We start from the raw sequence: 16,643 nt of genomic DNA, 5'->3' as shown, positions 1-16,643 counted from the left end.
GGCATGACGGCGGCACGGTCCGCCGCCCGGGGCCTGCTCCTCGCCGCCGTCCTCCTCTACGCCCTCAACCTGCGGGCGCCGATCACGGCACTCGCGCCCGTGGTCGACGACGTCCGCCGCGACCTGGGTCTGAGCGCCGCCGGCGTCGGCGTGCTCACCGGCGTCCCCGTCCTCTGCTTCGCCCTGGCCACGCCGTTCATGGCCGTGCTGCTCGGACGCCTGGGCACCGGCCGCGTCGTCGCGGCGTCGCTGGTCACCGTGCTGGCCGGGACCCTGCTGCGCTCCGCCGACGGGTTCAGCACCGCATTCGTCGGCACCGTCCTCATCGGGGTCGCCATCACCGCGGGCAACGTCGCCGTCCCGGTGGTGATCGGTCGCGACTTCCCCGGGCACGTGCCCCGCGTGACCGGCCTGTACACCGCCGCGCTCAACGGCGGCAGCGTCCTGACCACCACCCTGACGGCACCGCTGGCCGACGTGGTCGGCTGGCGGTGGGCGCTGGCGTCCTGGGGTCTGCTGGCCGTGGTCGCGCTGGTGGTCTGGCAGCGGGCGTACCCGCTCGGGCGGCCCGAACCCGTCGTGGTCGTCGCCACCTCCGCGGCACCCGACGTGTGGCGGCGGCCGGTCACCTGGTTCCTGGCGGTCGCGTTCGCCGGGCAGGCGTTCGGCTACTACGCGGTCAGCGCGTGGCTGCCGTCGCTCCTGCACGACACGCTCGGGCTCGAACGGGCCGCGTCCGGCGGTGCCGCGGCGCTGTTCCAGCTGTTCGGGATGGTCGGCGGCATCGCGGTACCGATCGCCCTGGGTCGGCGCGCGCCCGTCGCCGCGGTGTCCGCGGCGATCGCCCTCGGGTGGGTGGCCCTGCCCGTCGGCCTGCTGCTCGCGCCGTCCTGGTGGCCGGTGTGGTGCACGTTCGCGGGCGTGGCCCAGGGCGGCAACTTCGCGGTGATCTTCACCGTCATCGCCTCGAGCGCCGGGTCGCCCGCGGCCGCGCGGCGCATGTCCGCCACCGTGCAGAGCATCGGCTACGGGTGCGCCGCCCTGGGCCCGAGCGTGCTGGGGGCGGTGCACGCGTCCAGCGGCGGGTGGACGGCGCCGCTGCTCGTCGTGCTCGCCGCGGTGCTCACCATGGGGGTCTCGTCGGGCCTCGGGCTGCGGAGCATGCGCCGAAGCAGCTAGCCGACGATCTCCGCGGCCTCCAGCCAGGCGGCCTCGAGCTCGTCCTTCTCGGCGGCGAGGGCGCGGAGCTCCTCGTCGAGCGCGGCCACGGCCTGGTGGTCGGTGGCCTGGTCCGACATGCGCTGGTGCAGGGCGGTCTCCTGGTCGGCGATCCGGGACAGCCGCCGCTCGATCCGGGCGATCTCCTTGCGCGCGGTGCGCAGGTCCGCCGTCGACACCACCGCGGGCGCCTGCGTGCTCGCCGGGCGCGCGTCCAGCGGAGAGGACACCGACGACTCCGCGGCGCGGCGCAGGTCCAGGTACTGCTCGACCCCGCCGGGCAGCTGGCGCAGGAGGCCGTCGCCGAGCAGGGCCATCTGCGTGTCGCACACCCGCTCGAGCAGGTACCGGTCGTGCGAGACGACGATCAGCGTGCCCGGCCAACCGTCGAGCAGGTCCTCGAGCGCGGCCAGCGTATCGGTGTCGAGGTCGTTGGTGGGCTCGTCGAGCAGCAGCACGTTGGGCTCGCCGACGAGCAGCCGCAGCAGCTGCAGCCGGCGGCGCTCACCCCCCGACAGGTCCCGCACGGGGGTGCGCGAGCGCTCGCGGTCGAAGCCGAGCCGCTCCACCAGCTGCGCCGCCGTGAGCTCCTTGCCGCCGACGACGACCGAGCGCTTCTCGCTCTCGATCACCTCGATCACCCGCAGCCCGGCGAGCTCGTCGAGGTCCTCGACGTCCTGCGTCAGCTGCGCCACCTGCACGGTCTTGCCGCGCTTGACGCGGCCGGTCGTCGGCTGCTGACGGCCGGACAGCAGCCGGAGCAGGGTGGTCTTGCCGGCGCCGTTGACGCCCACCAGACCTACCCGGTCCCCCGGGCCGAGCCGCCAGGTGATGTCGTGCAGGAGCGTGCGGTCGCCGTAGACGACGGACGCGTCCTCGATGTCGAGCACGTCCTTGCCGAGCCGCGCCGTGGCCATCCGGGTGAGGCTCAGCTGGTCGCGCGGGGGCGGCTCGTTCTCGATGAGCGCGTTGGCGGCGTCGATCCGGAACTTGGGCTTGGACGTGCGGGCCGGAGCACCCCGCCGCAGCCAGGCGAGCTCCTTGCGCAGCAGGTTCTGCCGCTTCTCCTCCGTGGTCGACGCCGTCCGAGCCCGCTCGGCCCGCGCCAGCACGTAGGCCGCGTAGCCGCCCTCGTACTGGTCGACGTCGCCGCCGTGCACCTCCCACGTGCGGGTGCAGACCGCGTCGAGGAACCAGCGGTCGTGGGTGACGACCACCAGCGCGCCGTTGGACCGGGTGTAGCGGTCGACCAGGTGCGCGGCCAGCCACGCCACGCCCTCGACGTCCAGGTGGTTGGTCGGCTCGTCGAGGACGAGCACCTCGTCGTCCCGGACCAGCAGCGCGGCCAGGGCGACCCGGCGGCGCTGGCCACCGGACAGGGTGGCGACGTCCGCGTCGAGCGCGACATCGGCCAGCAGGCCCGCGTGGACGGAGCGGATGCGGGAGTCGGTGGCCCACTCGTGCTCGTCGGCGGACCCGTGCACGACGTCGAGGACGGTGCTCCCGGCCAGCAGGTCGTCGCGCTGGTCCAGGATCGCCACCCGCACGCCGCCGGCGCGGGTGACCCGGCCGTCGTCGGGCTGCTGGAGCCCGGACAGCACGCGCAGCAGGGTGGACTTGCCGGCGCCGTTGGGGCCGACGACGCCGATCCGCTGGCCGTCGTCGAGCCCGAGGGAGACACCGTCGAGAAGGGTGCGCGTGCCCAGCGTGAGCGTGACGCGGTCCGCGCCGAGAAGGTGAGCCATTTCCTGTGAAGGCTACCCGCACACCCGCACAGGTCCTCCACGCCGACCGCCGATATCGGCACTGACCTGCGCACTAGCGTCCGGAGCATGACGCAGCACGCGCGCGCCCACGGGCGGACCTGGCCCCGGTTGGTCGGCCTCGCAGCCGTCGGCGTCCTGGCGTTCGGCGTCGCCGGCGCAGCCGCGGTCTACCTCGAGCTCCAGTCGAACATCGGCGAGGTCGACCTGACCGGCCTCGTGGGCGACGACAGTGCACGGCCCCAGGTGACGGAGCCGCCGCCCGGGGACGCCCGCGCGGGATCGCCCGTGAACCTGCTGATCATCGGGTCCGACGACCGCAGCGGCGAGAACGGCACGATCGGCGGCGCGGAGGAGGGGATGCAGTCCGACACGACGATCGTCGCGCACGTGGCCGCGGACCGGTCCCGCGTCGAGCTGGTCTCCATCCCGCGGGACCTGCTGGCCGACCGGCCGTCGTGCTTGATGACGGACGGCAGCACGACGCCGGCACGCGAGGCCCGGCAGTTCAACGAGGCGTTCCGGATCGGCTGGGACCACGGCCACGATGTCCGGTCCGCGTCGGCGTGCACGTGGAAGACGGTGGAGAGCCTCACGGGGGTGCGCCTGGACGGTCTGGTGCTCGTGGACTTCGTCGGTCTGCGCGACATGGTCGAGGCGATCGGCGGCGTCCCCATGTGCCTGGCGACGGACCTCGACGACCCCGAGTACACCGGCCTGCACGTCAAGGCCGGCCCGCAGGTGTTCGACGGCCCCACAGCCGTGCAGTTCGCCCGGGCCCGGCACAACATCGGCGACGGCTCCGACACCGGACGGATGAAGCGCCAGCAGGACCTCATGGCCGCCATGGTCCGCTCGGTGCTGAGCCGCGACGTGCTGACCAGCCCGACCGCACTGTTCCAGTTCGCCCAGGCCGCGACCGGCTCGCTGACCGCGAGCACGGGGTTCCGGGACCTCACCGACCTGACCGGGTTCGGGCTCTCGCTGCGCGGCCTGCAGGCGGACCGGATCGTGTTCGCGTCGATGCCCACGGTCGCGTCGACCAGGCAGCGCTACCGGGTCGAGGCCACCGCCGAGGCCGCCGAGCTGTGGGCCCGGATCGCCGCGGACCAGCCCGTGGGCGAGGCCCCGGCGGCCGCCGACGCGCCGCCGGCGGACCCCGCGGCCCCGGCCACCCCGCCGCCGGCCGTGGAGACCCCCTGGACCCCGCCCGGTGGCGTGCTCACCTCGGCGGACGACTCGTCCACCTGCGCCTGAGCACCGTCAGCGCGCGAGGTACTCCGCGAGCACGTCGAAGATGCCCTGGAAGCCGGCCTCGCGCTGGCTGCCGTCCTCCTGGCCGTCCAGGAACACGCCCTGCTCGGTGTACGTGAGGCGGGTGCCGCCCTCGACGGCGGTGAACTCCGTCGTGGTCAGGGACGTGGACAGGTGCCGGCCGCCCACCCACATGTCGTAGGTGGAGACGATCCGCGCGCGCTCGACGATGTCGGTGTACGTGGCGACGTACCGGCTCGTGGGGCCGTCGTGCCACTGACCGTCCTGCACCGCCTGGCCGCCCACGCGGAAGTCCTCGGAGGCCTCGGTCTCGGTGAACCCGGGGTCGGAGCCGAACCACCGGGCGTGCTGCTCCGGGTCGGCGAACGCGTCCCACACCCGGTCGAGGGGCGCGTCGAACGTGCGGTCGACGACGAACGTCGCGTGCGCGACGGTGCTGGTGTCGGTGGTGTCGGTGGGCATGGTCAAGCTCCTGTCGTCGAGGTGTCGGTGGCGAGGAAGTCGCCGAGCCGGTCCAGCCGGCGCTCTGCCGGGAGTCGTTGGCGACCCATCCACTCCCCCGCGCCGGTGAGGGCGTCGGGGGCGAGCTGGACCGTGCGGACGCGGCCGATCTTGTGCGAGGTGACGATGCCGGCGTCCTCGAGCACGGCGAGGTGCTGGTGCACGGCGGGGAGCGACATCGCGAACGGTGCGGCGAGCCCGCTGACCGAGACCGGACCGCGCACCAGTCGTTCGACCATCGCGCGGCGGGTCGCGTCGGACAGGGCCCTGAAGACCTTGTCCAGCTCGCCATGGTTAAGCATGTGCTTAAGTATTGCTCCTGACGGACAGATGTCAAGAGGGGGGTGACGTCAGTCGGTCGAGCTGACCACGCGCGCGCCGGCGACCGGGCCGGAGGCGGTCAGCACCCGGTCCGCGACGCCGGAGGCCGTGAACGCGGCAGCGAGCACGAGCGCGTGCTGGCGGCTGCGGCCGAGGGCGGCGACCGTGGGGCCGGACCCGGACACGACCACGCCGAGCGCCCCGGCGTCCTCGGCGACCGCGAGCGGCTCGGCGAGGCCCGGGTCGAGCTCGAGCGCCGCCATCTGCAGGTCGTTGTGCAGGGCGGCACCGAGCGCCCGCGGGTCCCCCGCCCGCAGCGCCTGCATCAGGGGCACGTCGTCCTCGGGGTCGGGCACGACCGTGCCGGCGCGCAGATCGTCGAACGCCGCGTACACCGCGGCGGTCGACAGCCCCCGGTCCTGCACCGCGAACGCCCAGTGGAACTCGCCCCGGCTGAGCGCGGCCGTGAGCAGGTGACCGCGGCCGGACCCGACCGCGGTGTGGCCGGCGAGCGAGAACGGCACGTCCGACCCCAGCTGGGCAGCGAGCTCGAGCAGGTCGTCGCGGCTGAGCCCGGTGCGCCACAGGGCGTCGCAGGCCACCAGCGTGGCGGCCGCGTCGGCCGAGCCGCCCGCCATGCCCCCCGCGACCGGCACACCCTTGATCAGGTGCAGGTGGACGCCCTCGTCGATGCCGGCGTGCTCGGCGAGCAGATCGGCCGCACGCAGGGCGAGGTTGGTCCCGTCCGTGGGCACCAGCTCGGCCTGCGGACCGCTCACGGTGAGCGAGCGGGACTCCGCCGAGGTCGCGACGACCTCCTCGAACACCGACACCGCCTGGAAGATCGTCGACACCGGGTGGTACCCGTCGTCCTCCCGCGGGCCGACCCGCAGCGAGAGGTTGACCTTCCCGGGCGCACGGACCTTGACCTCGTGATCGGGCAGCGGGGCCACGGGGGTCAGCGTCACGGCTCCACTGTGCCAGGTCGGCCGCCGACGGGCTCGGGGTGCCCGAGGTGCTCCGCGATGCGCGCGAAGCCCGCGATGTCCACCCGCTCGCCGCGGGCCTGCGGGTCCACACCGGCCGCCTGGAGCGCCGCGACGGCCGCCTCCGCCGAGCCGGCCAGGGAGGACAGCGCGGACCGGAGCATCTTGCGGCGCTGGGCGAACGCGGCGTCGACCACGGCGAACACCGCCTCGCGGGACGCGTCGGTGGCGGGCGGCTCGCGGCGGTCGAAGCGCACCAGTGCCGAGTCGACGTTGGGTGCGGGCCAGAAGACGGTGCGCCCGACCGTGGCGGTGCGCCGGGCCGACGCGTACCAGGCCGCCTTGGCGGACGGCACGCCGTAGGTGCGGCTGCCGGGGGGCGCAGCGAGGCGGTCGGCCACCTCGGCCTGCACCATGACGAGCACCCGTTCCAGGGAGTCGAACCGCTCGAGGAACGTGAGCAGCACGGGGACCGAGACGTTGTACGGCAGGTTGGCGACGAGGGCCACGGGCGGCGGTCCCGGCAGCGCGTGCAGGTCGAGCGCGTCGGACAGCACGATCGTCAGGCGGTCGCGGCCGGACTCGTCGCGCAGCACCACCGGCTCGTCGTCGGCCCCCGCGTGGATCGTCAGCCCGGGGACGTGGCGGGCGACCGTGGCCGGCAGGAGACGCGCGAGCGTGGGGTCGATCTCCACGGCGACGACGTCGGCACCGGCCTCGATCAGGCCGAGGGTCAGCGATCCCAGGCCGGGGCCGACCTCGACCACGCGGTCGCCCTCGGCGACGTCAGCCTGCCGCACGATCTTGCGCACGGTCCCTCCGTCGAGCACGAAGTTCTGGCCGAGGGCCTTGGTCGGGCGCACGCCCGCGCGCTCGGCGAGCTCGCGGATCTCCGCAGGCCCGAGCAGCGTGGTGGTGGTCGGCATGCGCACGAGCCTAGGCGAGCGGGGACGACGAACCCCCCGCCCGGAGTCCGGACGGGGGGTTCGAAGGGTGCGTCAGGTGAAGAGGTTCTTCCCGCAGTGCGGCCACTGGCCGGCACCGGAGCGGTTGTAGAGCATCTTCGCGCGGGCGGTCTGCTCCTCCGGCGAGGCCTGCGAGGGCAGCCCGGCGCCGCCGACGGCCTGCCAGGTGCTCACCGAGAACTGGTAGAGCCCGTGGTACTTGCCGGTGCTCGACACGGCCGTGGGGTTGCCGCCGGACTCGCAGCGGGCCAGCGCGGCCCAGTTGAGCGAGTCGGCGTCGCCCCCGGCGGTGACCGGGGTGCCGGTGGCCGCGGGCGTCTTGGCGACCGGCGTCTTCGTGACGACCGGTCGGGCCTTCGTGCCGACGCTGAGGACCTCGTCGACCGGGGCCTGCGTGACGGCGTCGGAGAGGGTGACGCGGCCGGACTCGACCCCGTCCACCGTGGTGACGCGCTCGACGAGCGTGCGGACGCCGGGGGCGCCGGCCGTCAGCGTGCGCTTCTGGTCGGTGTAGCGCGAGGCGTCCTGCTGCGTGGTCGACGCGAACGCGACCTCGTGCGTGGACGTGACGTCCTGCACGGCGACGCGGTTGACGACCACCTGGACGCGCCCGGTGTCGCTCTGCACCACCGAGACGCGGTCCAGCGGGTTCAGCGTGATGCCCAGCTCGCCGAGCACCTGCGCGACGCGGGCGTCGGCGTCCGGGACGGCGAGCGTGGTGCCGTCGACGAGGACGTCGGCCGGGCCGTGCAGGGCCAGGTCGAGCGACAGCTCGGGGCGGCCGCCGGCGGCGGACCGGGACGCGACGAGGGCCACGGCCTGACCGCGCGCGGAGAGCGAGTCGAGCGCCTCGTCGGCGGACAGCGCGGTCGTCCACACGGACGTCTCCTGGCCGTCGATGCTGACCGCCACCTGGTGCGCGTGGCGCACGACGATGTCGGCGCCCTCGGGCAGCGCGCCCGTCAGGCTCACCTCGTCGCGGGCTCCGACGACCACACCCTGGTCCTCCAGGAGCCCGTCGACCGACCCGGCGAACGTGCTGAGGTTGGTGACCTCGCCGTCGACGTCGAGCGTCACGGACTTCTGGGCGTGCGCGAACGCGGCCGAGCCGCCCGCGAGGACGAGCGCCACCGCGGCGGCGGTGATCGGCAGGATGCGTGCCCGACCGGACCGCTGGTCCGTCGGGAGGAGCTCGTCCGGGGTGTCAGGCTCGGACGTGGCGCGTGATCGCGCGGACAGACCAGGGATCAGGGTCGAGAACTGCACGGGGCTCCAGCCGTCGAGGTGCCCGGGCACGGGGTGCGGAGTGCCGCTAGCAGCACCCGACGGTGGACCCCTGGTTCGAGGCTCTGCGGTCACCCGGAGGGGGGTGACTCCCGTCGGTCCCGGATCCCCGATCCGGCCGTCACGGCGGCCCGCCTGGAGCGGGCGCCGACCACCCGGCAGGAAGGGAAGCGGCACAGGTGGGCCACCGTCCAGATCGCCGAGCGTGACCGACCGTAACCGGATCGTGATCGAAACGCCAGGCGCGCCTCCCGCGCGATGCGCTAGAAGCGTGGCCCGTTCAGCCGTTCTCGCACGTCAGGGGCGTGAGCACCGTCACAGGGGCAATTGCCCCCGGAGGCGGACAGATCAGTACCAGCCCTTGGCCTGGCTGTGCGCGTAGGCGCCGCACGGATCGCCGTAGCGGCCGCCGATGTAGTTCAGGCCCCAGGTGATCTGGGTGGCCGGGTTGGTCCGCCAGTCGTCGGCCACGGTCGCCATCTTGGTGCCCGGCAGAGCCTGCGGGATGCCGTAGGCGCCCGACGACTTGTTCTCGGCGTTCACCCGCCAGCCGCTCTCCTTGTTCCAGAGCGAGAGCAGGCACGCGAACTGGTCGTCGCCCCAGCCGCGGGCCGCCGCCATCTCCTTGCCGAGCGCCTGCGCGGTACCCGGCTCGACCGCGACCACGGACGGGTCCGGCAGCTCGGCGGTACCGACCTTGGTGACCTGCGTGACCGGCGCGACCGTGACGACCGAGGCGATCGGCGTGCGGCCGGTGACGACGCCGCCGACCACCTGCAGCTCGTACGTGGTGGTGCGGACGCCGGCCTTGCCCTTGGTGGCGATGACCGTGTTGCCCTTGATCATCCCGGGGTCCTCGACCTCCTGGGACTCGAACGGCATGGCCTCGGTCACGGTCTCGCCGCCGGTGCTCGCCCGGGTCACCAGGACCACGAGCCCGTCGACCGCGGTGGCGTCGAGCGAGACCGACACCTGGTCGCCGTCGTTGAGCACGAGGCCGATGTCGCGCAGCGAGTCGCGGACCGTGGCGGCGCTGCTCACGCCGTCGATGACCTGGCCGTCGACCACGAGGTGCAGGGTCTTGAGCGTGGACACGCGCAGGGTGTCGCGGCCGAGCGACGCGGACCGGGACGCCGACAGGCGCACGTCGTCACCGCGCAGGCCGAGGCCGTCGACCGCCTCGCCGACGGTCAGCGCCGTGGTCCACACCGAGCGCTCGGACCCGTCGACCTCGACCGCGAGCTCGCGCCCGTGCCGGACGACGATCTGGCCGGACCGCGCGATCGGCTGGTCCACGGCGGGGGCGACGAGGTCGCGCTCCCCCACCTCGATCTCCGCGCTGGCGAGCATGTCCCCGACCGTGCGCCCGAACGCCTCGACCTCGACCGACGTGCCGTCAACGTCGACCGTGACCGTCTTGTGCAGGACCGCGAACGCGCTGGTCGCCGCGGCGACGACGGCCAGCACGGCCGCCTGGGCCACCACACGCGCGGCACGTCGACCACGGAGTCCGCGACGCTGGGTCGCACGCTCCTGATCGGGCCTCACGCGGTGGGTCCTCTCGACACAAAGGATGCGTCCGTCCTGGACGCAGGTCCGACCGTAACCGATCCGTGACCGAGGCGGTAACCCGAGGTCCGTCCTCCGGGACCGGGATCACCCGACTGTCCGGCGACAGACCGGGTCATACCGCTCACCACGTGCCGTAGACCGCCTCGGACGTGGCCGCGAGCGCGGTGCACACGTCCTCCAGCGATCTGCCGGTGACCTCCGCGACCGTGCGGACCGTCCCGGGCAGCAGGTAGGGCGCGTTCGGGCGGCCGCGGAACGGGTGCACGGTCAGGTACGGCGCGTCCGTCTCGACGAGCAGCTGCGACGGCGGCACCTCGCGCAGGGCGGCGCGCAGCTCGTCGTTGGCGCCGAACGACACCGGGCCGGCGAACGAGAGGTACCAGCCGTGCGAGACCGCCAGTCGGGCCAGCGACGCGTCGCCCGAGAAGCAGTGGAAGACCGTGCGGTCCGGGGCGCCGTCGGCCAGGAGCACCTCCACGACCTCGTCGTGCGCGTCCCGGTCGTGGATCTGCAGCGCGAGGCCCAGCTCCTTGGCCAGCGCGATGTGCGCGCGGAACGCCTCGCGCTGCACCGCCCGCCCGGCCGGCCCGGCGCGGAAGTGGTCGAGGCCGGTCTCCCCGATCGCGCGGATGCGCGGGTTGGACCGCGCCGTCTGCTCGACGCGGTCCAGCGCATCGGCCAGGCCGACCTGATGGGCCTCTTCCGGGTCGAGCCCGTCGGGCGCCACCTCGACGATCCCCGCGTGCCGGACCGCCTCGTTCGGGTGGATGGCGACGGCTCCGAGCAGCTGTGGGTGCTCCTGGACGACGCGGTCGGTCCACGCGATCGACTCGAAGTCGCAGCCCACCTGCACCATGCGGGTCACGCCGACCGACGCGGCGCGCTCCAGGTGCGCGGCCAGGTCCGCCGCCGGACCGTCGGCCGCCGTGCCGCCCTCGTCGCGGTGCCAACCGTCGGCCCGCCACGTCACCACCGAGTCGAGGTGCGTGTGGTTGTCGACGACCGCGACCGGCAGCGGCTCGGGCGGCGCGGGCCAGCCGCGCTCCCCCTTCGACCGGGCCATCAGGCCTGGCGCAACCGCTCGAGCTCCTCCTCGACGATCGAGTCGTCGAGCTTGGTGAACACCGGCACCGGCTTGGCCACCGGCGTCCCCGGCACCACCTGCTCGGAGCGCCACGGCGCGACCGTGCGGCCGAGCTCGTAGTCGCCCGTGATGATCGGGTAGTGGCGCGAGTCGTCGTCCAGGTCGGTGACCTCGTCGATGCGCGGCAGCGGCGAGAACGTCCCCGTGCGGCCGAACGTCTCGTGCACCGCCTGCGCCGAGTGCGGCAGGAACGGTGCCAGCAGCGTGTTGGCGTCACTGACCGCCTGCGCGGCCGTGTGCAGCACCGTGCCCAGGCGGTCGCGGTCCTGCGTCAGCTTCCACGGCTCGGTCTCGGAGATGTACCGGTTGGCCTCCTGGACCACGCGCATCGCCTCGCTGACCGCGGCGCGGTTGCGGTGGGTGCCGAGCAGCTCGCCCACCTTGCCGAAGCCCGCCGTCGTCGTCGCGAGGAGGCCCTGGTCCACCGGCTGGAGCTCGCCCGGCGCCGGGATCTCACCGAAGTTCTTGTGGATCATGCTCGCGGTCCGGTTGACCAGGTTGCCCCAGCCCGCCACGAGCTCGGAGTTGGTGCGCGTCTTGAAGTCGGCCCACGTGAAGTCCGAGTCCTGGTTCTCCGGCCCGGCCACCGACAGGAAGTACCGCAGCGCGTCCGGCTGGTACCGGGACAGGACGTCGCGCACGTAGATGACGACGCCGCGCGACGAGCTGAACTGCTTGCCCTCCATGGTGAGGAACTCGCTGGACACCACCTCGGTGGGCAGGTTCAGCGTGCCGAACTGCCCCGGCGAGCCGCCCTTGGTCCCGCGGCCGTCGTACGCCAGCAGCTCGGCCGGCCAGATCTGCGAGTGGAAGGTGATGTTGTCCTTGCCCATGAAGTAGTAGCTCAGGGCCTCGGGGTCGTTCCAGAACGGGCGCCACGCATCCGGGTCGCCCTGGCGGCGCGCCCACTCGATCGACGCCGACAGGTACCCGATGACCGCGTCGAACCACACGTACAGGCGCTTGGCGGGGTTCTCCTCCCAGCCGGGCAGCGGGATGGGGATGCCCCAGTCGATGTCCCGCGACATGGCCCGCGGGCGCAGGTCGTCGATGAGGTTGAGCGAGAAGTTCAGGACGTTCGGGCGCCAGTCGGTGCGCGTCCGCAGCCACGCCTCCAGCGCGCTCGCGAACGCGGGCAGGTCCAGGAAGAAGTGGTTCGACTCGACGAACTTCGGCGTCTCGCCGTTGATCCGGCTGTGCGGGTTGATCAGGTCGATCGCGTCCAGCTGGTTGCCGCAGTTGTCGCACTGGTCGCCGCGCGCGCCGTCGTACCCGCAGATCGGGCAGGTGCCCTCCACGTACCGGTCGGGCAGCGTGCGGCCGGTGCTCGGCGAGATGGCGCCCATGGTCGACTGCTCGATCATGTAGCCGTTCTTGTGCACCGTGCGGAACATCTCCTGCACGACCGCGTAGTGGTTGCGCGTGGTCGTCCGCGTGAACAGGTCGTACGACAGGCCCAGGTTGGTCAGGTCCTCGACGATCACGCGGTTGTACCGGTCCGCCAGCTCCTGCGGGCCCACACCCTCCTGCTCGGCGAGCACGAGGATCGGCGTCCCGTGCTCGTCGGTGCCGGAGACCATGAGCACCTCGTTGCCCGCCATCCGCATGTACCGGCTGAAGATGTCGGAGGGGACACCGAAGCCGGCGACGTGACCGATGTGACGGGGGCCGTTCGCGTAGGGCCACGCGACGGCCGAGAGGATGCGAGACATGCGCCCGATCCTAGGTGAGCGGCGCGAGGGCTTTCAGTCGACGACCACGCGCAGGATGCGGTCGTCGCCCGGGCGGATGCTGCCGCGACCGTCGGTGTTCCCCGTGACCACCCACAGCGAGCCGTCGGGGGCGGGCTCGACCGCGCGCAGCCGGCCGCGCTCGCCGTCGAGCAGCGCGTGCGGGGTGCCGACGCCGTCGTCGGTCAGCGGGACCCGCCACAGCCGCTCGCCGCGCAGCCCCGCCAGGTAGACGGCGTCGGCGGTGACGGCCAGGCCGCTCGGTGACGCGTCGTCGGTCCCCCAGACGGCCACGGGCTCCACGAAGCCGTCGACAGCGCCCTCGCCCTCGACCTCCGGCCAGCCGTAGTTGCCGCCCGGCTCGATCAGGTTCAGCTCGTCCCACGTGTTCTGCCCGAACTCCGAGGCGAACATCCGCCCGTCGGGAGCCCAGCCGATCCCCTGCACGTTGCGGTGCCCGAGGCTCCACACCGGGGAGTCCCCGTCCGGGTTCCCGGGGGCGGGGTCACCGTCGGCCGTGATGCGCAGGATCTTGCCGTTCAGGCTGTCCGGGTCCTGCGCGGAGGGCGGGTCGCCCGCGTCGCCGGTCGTCACGTACAGGGACCCGTCCGGCCCGACGGCGAGCCGGCCGCCGTCGTGGTTGCCCGCCTTGGCGATGCCGGTGAGGATCGGGCGCAGCTCGCCCAGGGTCGACCCGTCGAGCGTCCCGCGCAGGACCCGGTTGTCGTCGGCCGCGGTCGCGTACAGGGCCAGGTCCACCGCGCCGTCCGACGACCCGAGCACGGCGACGCCCAGCAGCCCGCCCTCACCGCCGGGGACGACGACGTCGGCGAGCTCGTCGGCGCCCGGCCCGGTCACGTCGGTCGCGGCACCGTCGGGCCCGACGAGGACCAGCTGGGCGGCGTCCCGCAGCGTGACGACGGCCTGCCCGTCCGGCAGGAACGCGATCCCCCAGGGCACGGCGAGGTCCCCGATGATGTCGTCGACCTCGGTCACCTGGCCGGTGGCCGGAGCCGAGGTCGGCGGGCTCTCGGCGCTGGTCCGGGTCGGCGTGGTCGTCGGGTCCGGGGACTCCGCCGGGGACGTGCAGGCCGCGAGCCCCGCGACGGCCACAGCCAGTCCGACCCACGCCGTCCGTCGCACAGTCATGCCCCAGCCGATCACGCGCCGCGCGGCCGCGCACCCCGTGACCGGGTCAGCGCGTCTTCGCCGCCAGCGCGGCCGCGTACAGGTCCCGCTTCGGGACGCCGGCCGCCAGCGCCACCTCGGCGACGGCGTCCTTCAGCCGCTCCCCGCCGTCCGCGCGGGACAGCACCTCGGCCACCAGGTCCGCCGTCGACAGCTCCACCGCCTTCAGCGCCCCGCCGACCACCACGACGATCTCCCCGCGCACCTGGTCGGCGGACGCCCAGGCGACGAGGTCCGCGAGCGGTCCCCGCACGATCTCCTCGTAGGTCTTGGTCAGCTCGCGGCACACCGCGGCGGGGCGGTCCCCGCCGAACGCGTCGGCCATCGCGGCCAGCGTGTCGTCGAGCCGGTGCGGCGCCTCGAAGAAGACCATCGTGCGGCGCTCGTCGGCGAGCAGCTCGAACGCCCGCGCGCGCTCCCCGGGCTTGCGCGGAGGGAAGCCCTCGAAGCAGAACCGGTCCGTGGGCAGCCCTGAGAGCGCGAGGGCGGTCAGCACGGCGCTCGGACCGGGCGCGGCGGTGACCGGCAGGCCCGCGGCCACGGCGGCGCCCACCACCCGGAACCCCGGGTCGGAGACGGCGGGCATGCCGGCGTCCGTCACGACGACCACCGTGCCCCCGCCGGCGACGACCGCGAGCACCTCCGCCGAGCGCTCGACCTCGTTGTGCTCGTGGAAGCTGAGCACGCGACCGCCGATCTCGACGCCCAGTCGAGCCGCCAGCGCGCGGAGCCGTCGGGTGTCCTCGGCGGCGACCACGTCGGCCTCCGCGAGCAGCCTGCGCAGGTGCGCCGACGCGTCCTCCGTGTTGCCGATCGGCGTCGCTGCCAGCACGAGGCGGCCGGGGGTCTGCTGCTCTGCGTGGCTCACGCGGTCAGCCTGCCACCTCCACGACGGCGTCCCGCAGCGCTGAGCCCTCCCCGCCGTACAGGCGCCGCCCCTACGATGACGCCGTGCCGCCCCTCGGAGACGACGACGCCCCGACCCTGACCGCCCGTCAGGGAGACGTCGCCCCCTCCCCGGATCCCGACGAGGTCGGCACGGAGCTGCCGGACTCCGCCGAGACGGTCCCCCCCGGCGAGCCCCGCGAGTTCGAGGGGCCCCAGGAGTCCACCCACCGCCGCCTGCTCCGGCGGCTGATCGGCGACGACACGCTCGCGATGGACGCGACCCCCCGCGCCCGCCTGACCGGCTGGTTGTGGCCGCTCGCGGTCACGCTGCTCGCGGCGGTGCTGCGGTTCTGGGACCTGGGACGCCCGCACAACCTCGTGTTCGACGAGACGTACTACGTCAAGGACGCGTTCTCGCTGCTGGTCAACGGGTTCGAGGCCACCTGGGGCGAGGAGCCCAACCCTGCGTTCGAGGCCGGCGACACCAGCGGCCTCACCACGACGGGTTCGTACGTGGTGCACCCGCAGGTGGGCAAGTGGCTGATCGCGCTCGGGATCCACGTGGGCGGCGGGGTCGGCAGCTCGGCGGCGTGGCGGCTGGCGGCGGCGGTCTGCGGGGTCCTGGCGGTCCTCATGGTGGCGCGCATCGGCCGTCGGCTGTTCGCGTCGACCGCGCTGGGCACCCTGGCCGGCCTGCTGATGGCGGTCGACGGCGAGGCGATCGTCATGTCGCGGATCAGCCTCCTCGACCCGTTCCTCATGTTCTTCGTGCTCGCCGCCTTCGGCGCACTGCTGCTGGACCGCGACCAGGCGCGACGACGCCTGGCGGCACGGACCGCCCGGGTCCTCGACGCCGGGGAGGAGCTCGGCGACGGCCCGCGGCTCGGCGTCCGCTGGTGGCGCCTCGCCGCGGCGGTGCTGCTCGGGCTCGCGCTGGGCACCAAGTGGTCGGCGATGTACTTCCTCGCGGTGTTCGGGCTGATCAGCGTGGCCTGGGACCTCACCGCCCGCCGCAGCATCGGGGTGCGCCTCTGGTGGCGTGCGGGGATCCTCAAGGACGGCGTCGTCGCCGGGATCTCGATGGTCGGCATCGCGCTCGTCGTGTACGTCGGCTCGTGGTGGTCGTGGTTCGCGCACCGGGGCGCCTACGGCCGGCTGTGGGCCGAGCAGAACCCGGACCTGGGCGTCCAGTGGCTGCCGCCGGCGCTGCGCTCGTTCTGGAAGTACCACCAGGACATGTGGGCGTTCCACAACGGCCTGGAGACCCCGCACTCCTACGCCGCGCACCCGCTGGGCTGGATCGTGCAGTGGCGGCCGACGTCGTTCTGGTACCCGACCGAGGTCTCCGAGCTGTCCGGTCAGGCGGCCCAGGACGCGTGCGGTGCGGCCAGCTGTTCGCAGGCGATCGTGGCGCTCGGCAACCCGGTGCTCTGGTGGTGCGCCGCGGCGGCGGTCCTGGTGGCGGCGGTCTGGCTGTTCCGGTACCGCGACTGGCGGGCGGGCGCCGTGCTGTCGGGCATCGTCGCCGGCTGGCTGCCGTGGTTCGCCTACGCGCACCGCACGATCTTCACGTTCTACTCGATCGCGTTCACGCCCTGGGTGGTGCTCACCCTGGTCTACGTCATCGGTCTCGTGGTCGGGCCGAAGGACGTGGACGAACGCGGTCGGCGCTGGGCGATCGTGGGCTGCGGGGTGCTCGTGGCCCTGATCCTGGGCGTGAGCGCGTTCTTCTACCCGATCTGGACCGCGTGGATCGTGCCCTACGACTTCTGGCACTCGCACATGTGGCTGCAGACCTGGGTCTAGCG

At 73.7% G+C, this 16,643-nt stretch carries 14 protein-coding genes; 3 read left to right on the top strand and 11 right to left on the bottom strand.

What is annotated here, in order from left to right:
- Nucleotides 1–3 precede the first annotated feature (3 nt).
- On the top strand, nt 4–1,179 hold the full coding sequence (locus ASD18_RS18105) for a CynX/NimT family MFS transporter (RefSeq protein ID WP_056095585.1): 1,176 nt from the start codon (nt 4–6) through the stop codon (nt 1,177–1,179).
- On the opposite strand, the gene ASD18_RS18100 is transcribed toward ASD18_RS18105, so the two are convergent.
- Entirely contained in the window at nt 1,176–2,963 is a 1,788-nt protein-coding gene (locus ASD18_RS18100) for an ABC-F family ATP-binding cassette domain-containing protein (RefSeq protein WP_056095582.1), read from the bottom strand. The genes ASD18_RS18105 and ASD18_RS18100 overlap by 4 nt on opposite strands.
- A gap of 87 nt (nt 2,964–3,050) precedes the next feature.
- Between ASD18_RS18100 and ASD18_RS18095 the strand changes: the two genes are divergently transcribed.
- Nucleotides 3,051–4,238 carry an LCP family protein gene (locus tag ASD18_RS18095; protein ID WP_056095579.1) on the top strand — a complete coding sequence of 396 codons (1,188 nt, stop codon included), beginning with the start codon at nt 3,051–3,053 and terminating at the stop codon, nt 4,236–4,238.
- 6 nt (nt 4,239–4,244) lie between these two features.
- Here the strand turns inward: ASD18_RS18095 and ASD18_RS18090 are convergent, their stop codons facing one another.
- The 10 genes from ASD18_RS18090 to rsmI form a co-directional block, all read right to left on the bottom strand.
- Nucleotides 4,245–4,718 (bottom strand): SRPBCC family protein, encoded by a 474-nt coding sequence (locus ASD18_RS18090; RefSeq protein ID WP_056095576.1) that lies wholly within the window; start codon nt 4,716–4,718, stop codon nt 4,245–4,247.
- Between the two features lie 2 nt (nt 4,719–4,720).
- The gene (locus tag ASD18_RS18085; protein ID WP_056095574.1) at nt 4,721–5,059 is read right to left on the bottom strand and encodes a helix-turn-helix transcriptional regulator; all 339 of its coding nucleotides are present in this window, start codon (nt 5,057–5,059) and stop codon (nt 4,721–4,723) included.
- A 48-nt stretch (nt 5,060–5,107) separates the two neighbouring features.
- Entirely contained in the window at nt 5,108–6,046 is a 939-nt protein-coding gene (locus ASD18_RS18080) for a 4-(cytidine 5'-diphospho)-2-C-methyl-D-erythritol kinase (protein WP_056095570.1), read from the bottom strand.
- A complete protein-coding gene (gene rsmA, locus ASD18_RS18075) occupies nt 6,043–6,990 on the bottom strand; it encodes a 16S rRNA (adenine(1518)-N(6)/adenine(1519)-N(6))-dimethyltransferase RsmA (RefSeq protein ID WP_056095567.1) in 948 nt (315 codons plus the stop codon). Before rsmA ends, ASD18_RS18080 begins: the two co-directional genes overlap by 4 nt.
- 72 nt (nt 6,991–7,062) lie before the next feature.
- Entirely contained in the window at nt 7,063–8,325 is a 1,263-nt protein-coding gene (locus ASD18_RS18070; protein WP_082574239.1) for a resuscitation-promoting factor, read from the bottom strand.
- A gap of 336 nt (nt 8,326–8,661) precedes the next feature.
- Complete coding sequence (locus tag ASD18_RS18065) at nt 8,662–9,861, bottom strand: ubiquitin-like domain-containing protein (protein WP_056095561.1); 1,200 nt, start codon at nt 9,859–9,861, stop codon at nt 8,662–8,664.
- A 145-nt stretch (nt 9,862–10,006) separates the two neighbouring features.
- Nucleotides 10,007–10,948 carry a TatD family hydrolase gene (locus tag ASD18_RS18060; protein ID WP_056095558.1) on the bottom strand — a complete coding sequence of 314 codons (942 nt, stop codon included), beginning with the start codon at nt 10,946–10,948 and terminating at the stop codon, nt 10,007–10,009.
- Nucleotides 10,948–12,741 carry a methionine--tRNA ligase gene (gene metG, locus ASD18_RS18055; RefSeq protein ID WP_056095555.1) on the bottom strand — a complete coding sequence of 598 codons (1,794 nt, stop codon included), beginning with the start codon at nt 12,739–12,741 and terminating at the stop codon, nt 10,948–10,950. The genes ASD18_RS18060 and metG overlap by 1 nt, the downstream gene beginning before the upstream one ends.
- A gap of 33 nt (nt 12,742–12,774) precedes the next feature.
- Nucleotides 12,775–13,908 carry a sorbosone dehydrogenase family protein gene (locus tag ASD18_RS18050; RefSeq protein WP_056096443.1) on the bottom strand — a complete coding sequence of 378 codons (1,134 nt, stop codon included), beginning with the start codon at nt 13,906–13,908 and terminating at the stop codon, nt 12,775–12,777.
- A gap of 46 nt (nt 13,909–13,954) precedes the next feature.
- On the bottom strand, nt 13,955–14,815 hold the full coding sequence (gene rsmI / locus ASD18_RS18045; protein WP_056095550.1) for a 16S rRNA (cytidine(1402)-2'-O)-methyltransferase: 861 nt from the start codon (nt 14,813–14,815) through the stop codon (nt 13,955–13,957).
- Nucleotides 14,816–14,898: 83 nt separating this feature from the next.
- On the opposite strand from rsmI, the gene ASD18_RS18040 reads away from it, so the two are divergent.
- Nucleotides 14,899–16,641: a dolichyl-phosphate-mannose--protein mannosyltransferase gene (locus tag ASD18_RS18040; RefSeq protein WP_056095546.1), complete on the top strand. Its 1,743-nt coding sequence runs from the start codon at nt 14,899–14,901 to the stop codon at nt 16,639–16,641.
- Nucleotides 16,642–16,643: the final 2 nt, after the last annotated feature.

This window comes from Cellulomonas sp. Root137 (assembly GCF_001426725.1).
Classification (GTDB): domain Bacteria; phylum Actinomycetota; class Actinomycetes; order Actinomycetales; family Cellulomonadaceae; genus Cellulomonas.
This window is presented reverse-complemented; position numbering and strand designations above follow the sequence as displayed.

Bases quoted from the DNA above. Each gene is read 5' to 3' on its own strand.
- ASD18_RS18105 (WP_056095585.1), top strand. From the start codon at position 4: ATGACGGCGGCACGGTCCGCCGCCCGGGGCCTGCTCCTCGCCGCCGTC.
- ASD18_RS18100 (WP_056095582.1), bottom strand. From the start codon at position 2,963: ATGGCTCACCTTCTCGGCGCGGACCGCGTCACGCTCACGCTGGGCACG.
- ASD18_RS18095 (WP_056095579.1), top strand. From the start codon at position 3,051: ATGACGCAGCACGCGCGCGCCCACGGGCGGACCTGGCCCCGGTTGGTC.
- ASD18_RS18090 (WP_056095576.1), bottom strand. From the start codon at position 4,718: ATGCCCACCGACACCACCGACACCAGCACCGTCGCGCACGCGACGTTC.
- ASD18_RS18085 (WP_056095574.1), bottom strand. From the start codon at position 5,059: ATGCTTAACCATGGCGAGCTGGACAAGGTCTTCAGGGCCCTGTCCGAC.
- rsmA (WP_056095567.1), bottom strand. From the start codon at position 6,990: ATGCCGACCACCACCACGCTGCTCGGGCCTGCGGAGATCCGCGAGCTC.
- ASD18_RS18060 (WP_056095558.1), bottom strand. From the start codon at position 10,948: ATGGCCCGGTCGAAGGGGGAGCGCGGCTGGCCCGCGCCGCCCGAGCCG.
- metG (WP_056095555.1), bottom strand. From the start codon at position 12,741: ATGTCTCGCATCCTCTCGGCCGTCGCGTGGCCCTACGCGAACGGCCCC.
- ASD18_RS18050 (WP_056096443.1), bottom strand. From the start codon at position 13,908: ATGACTGTGCGACGGACGGCGTGGGTCGGACTGGCTGTGGCCGTCGCG.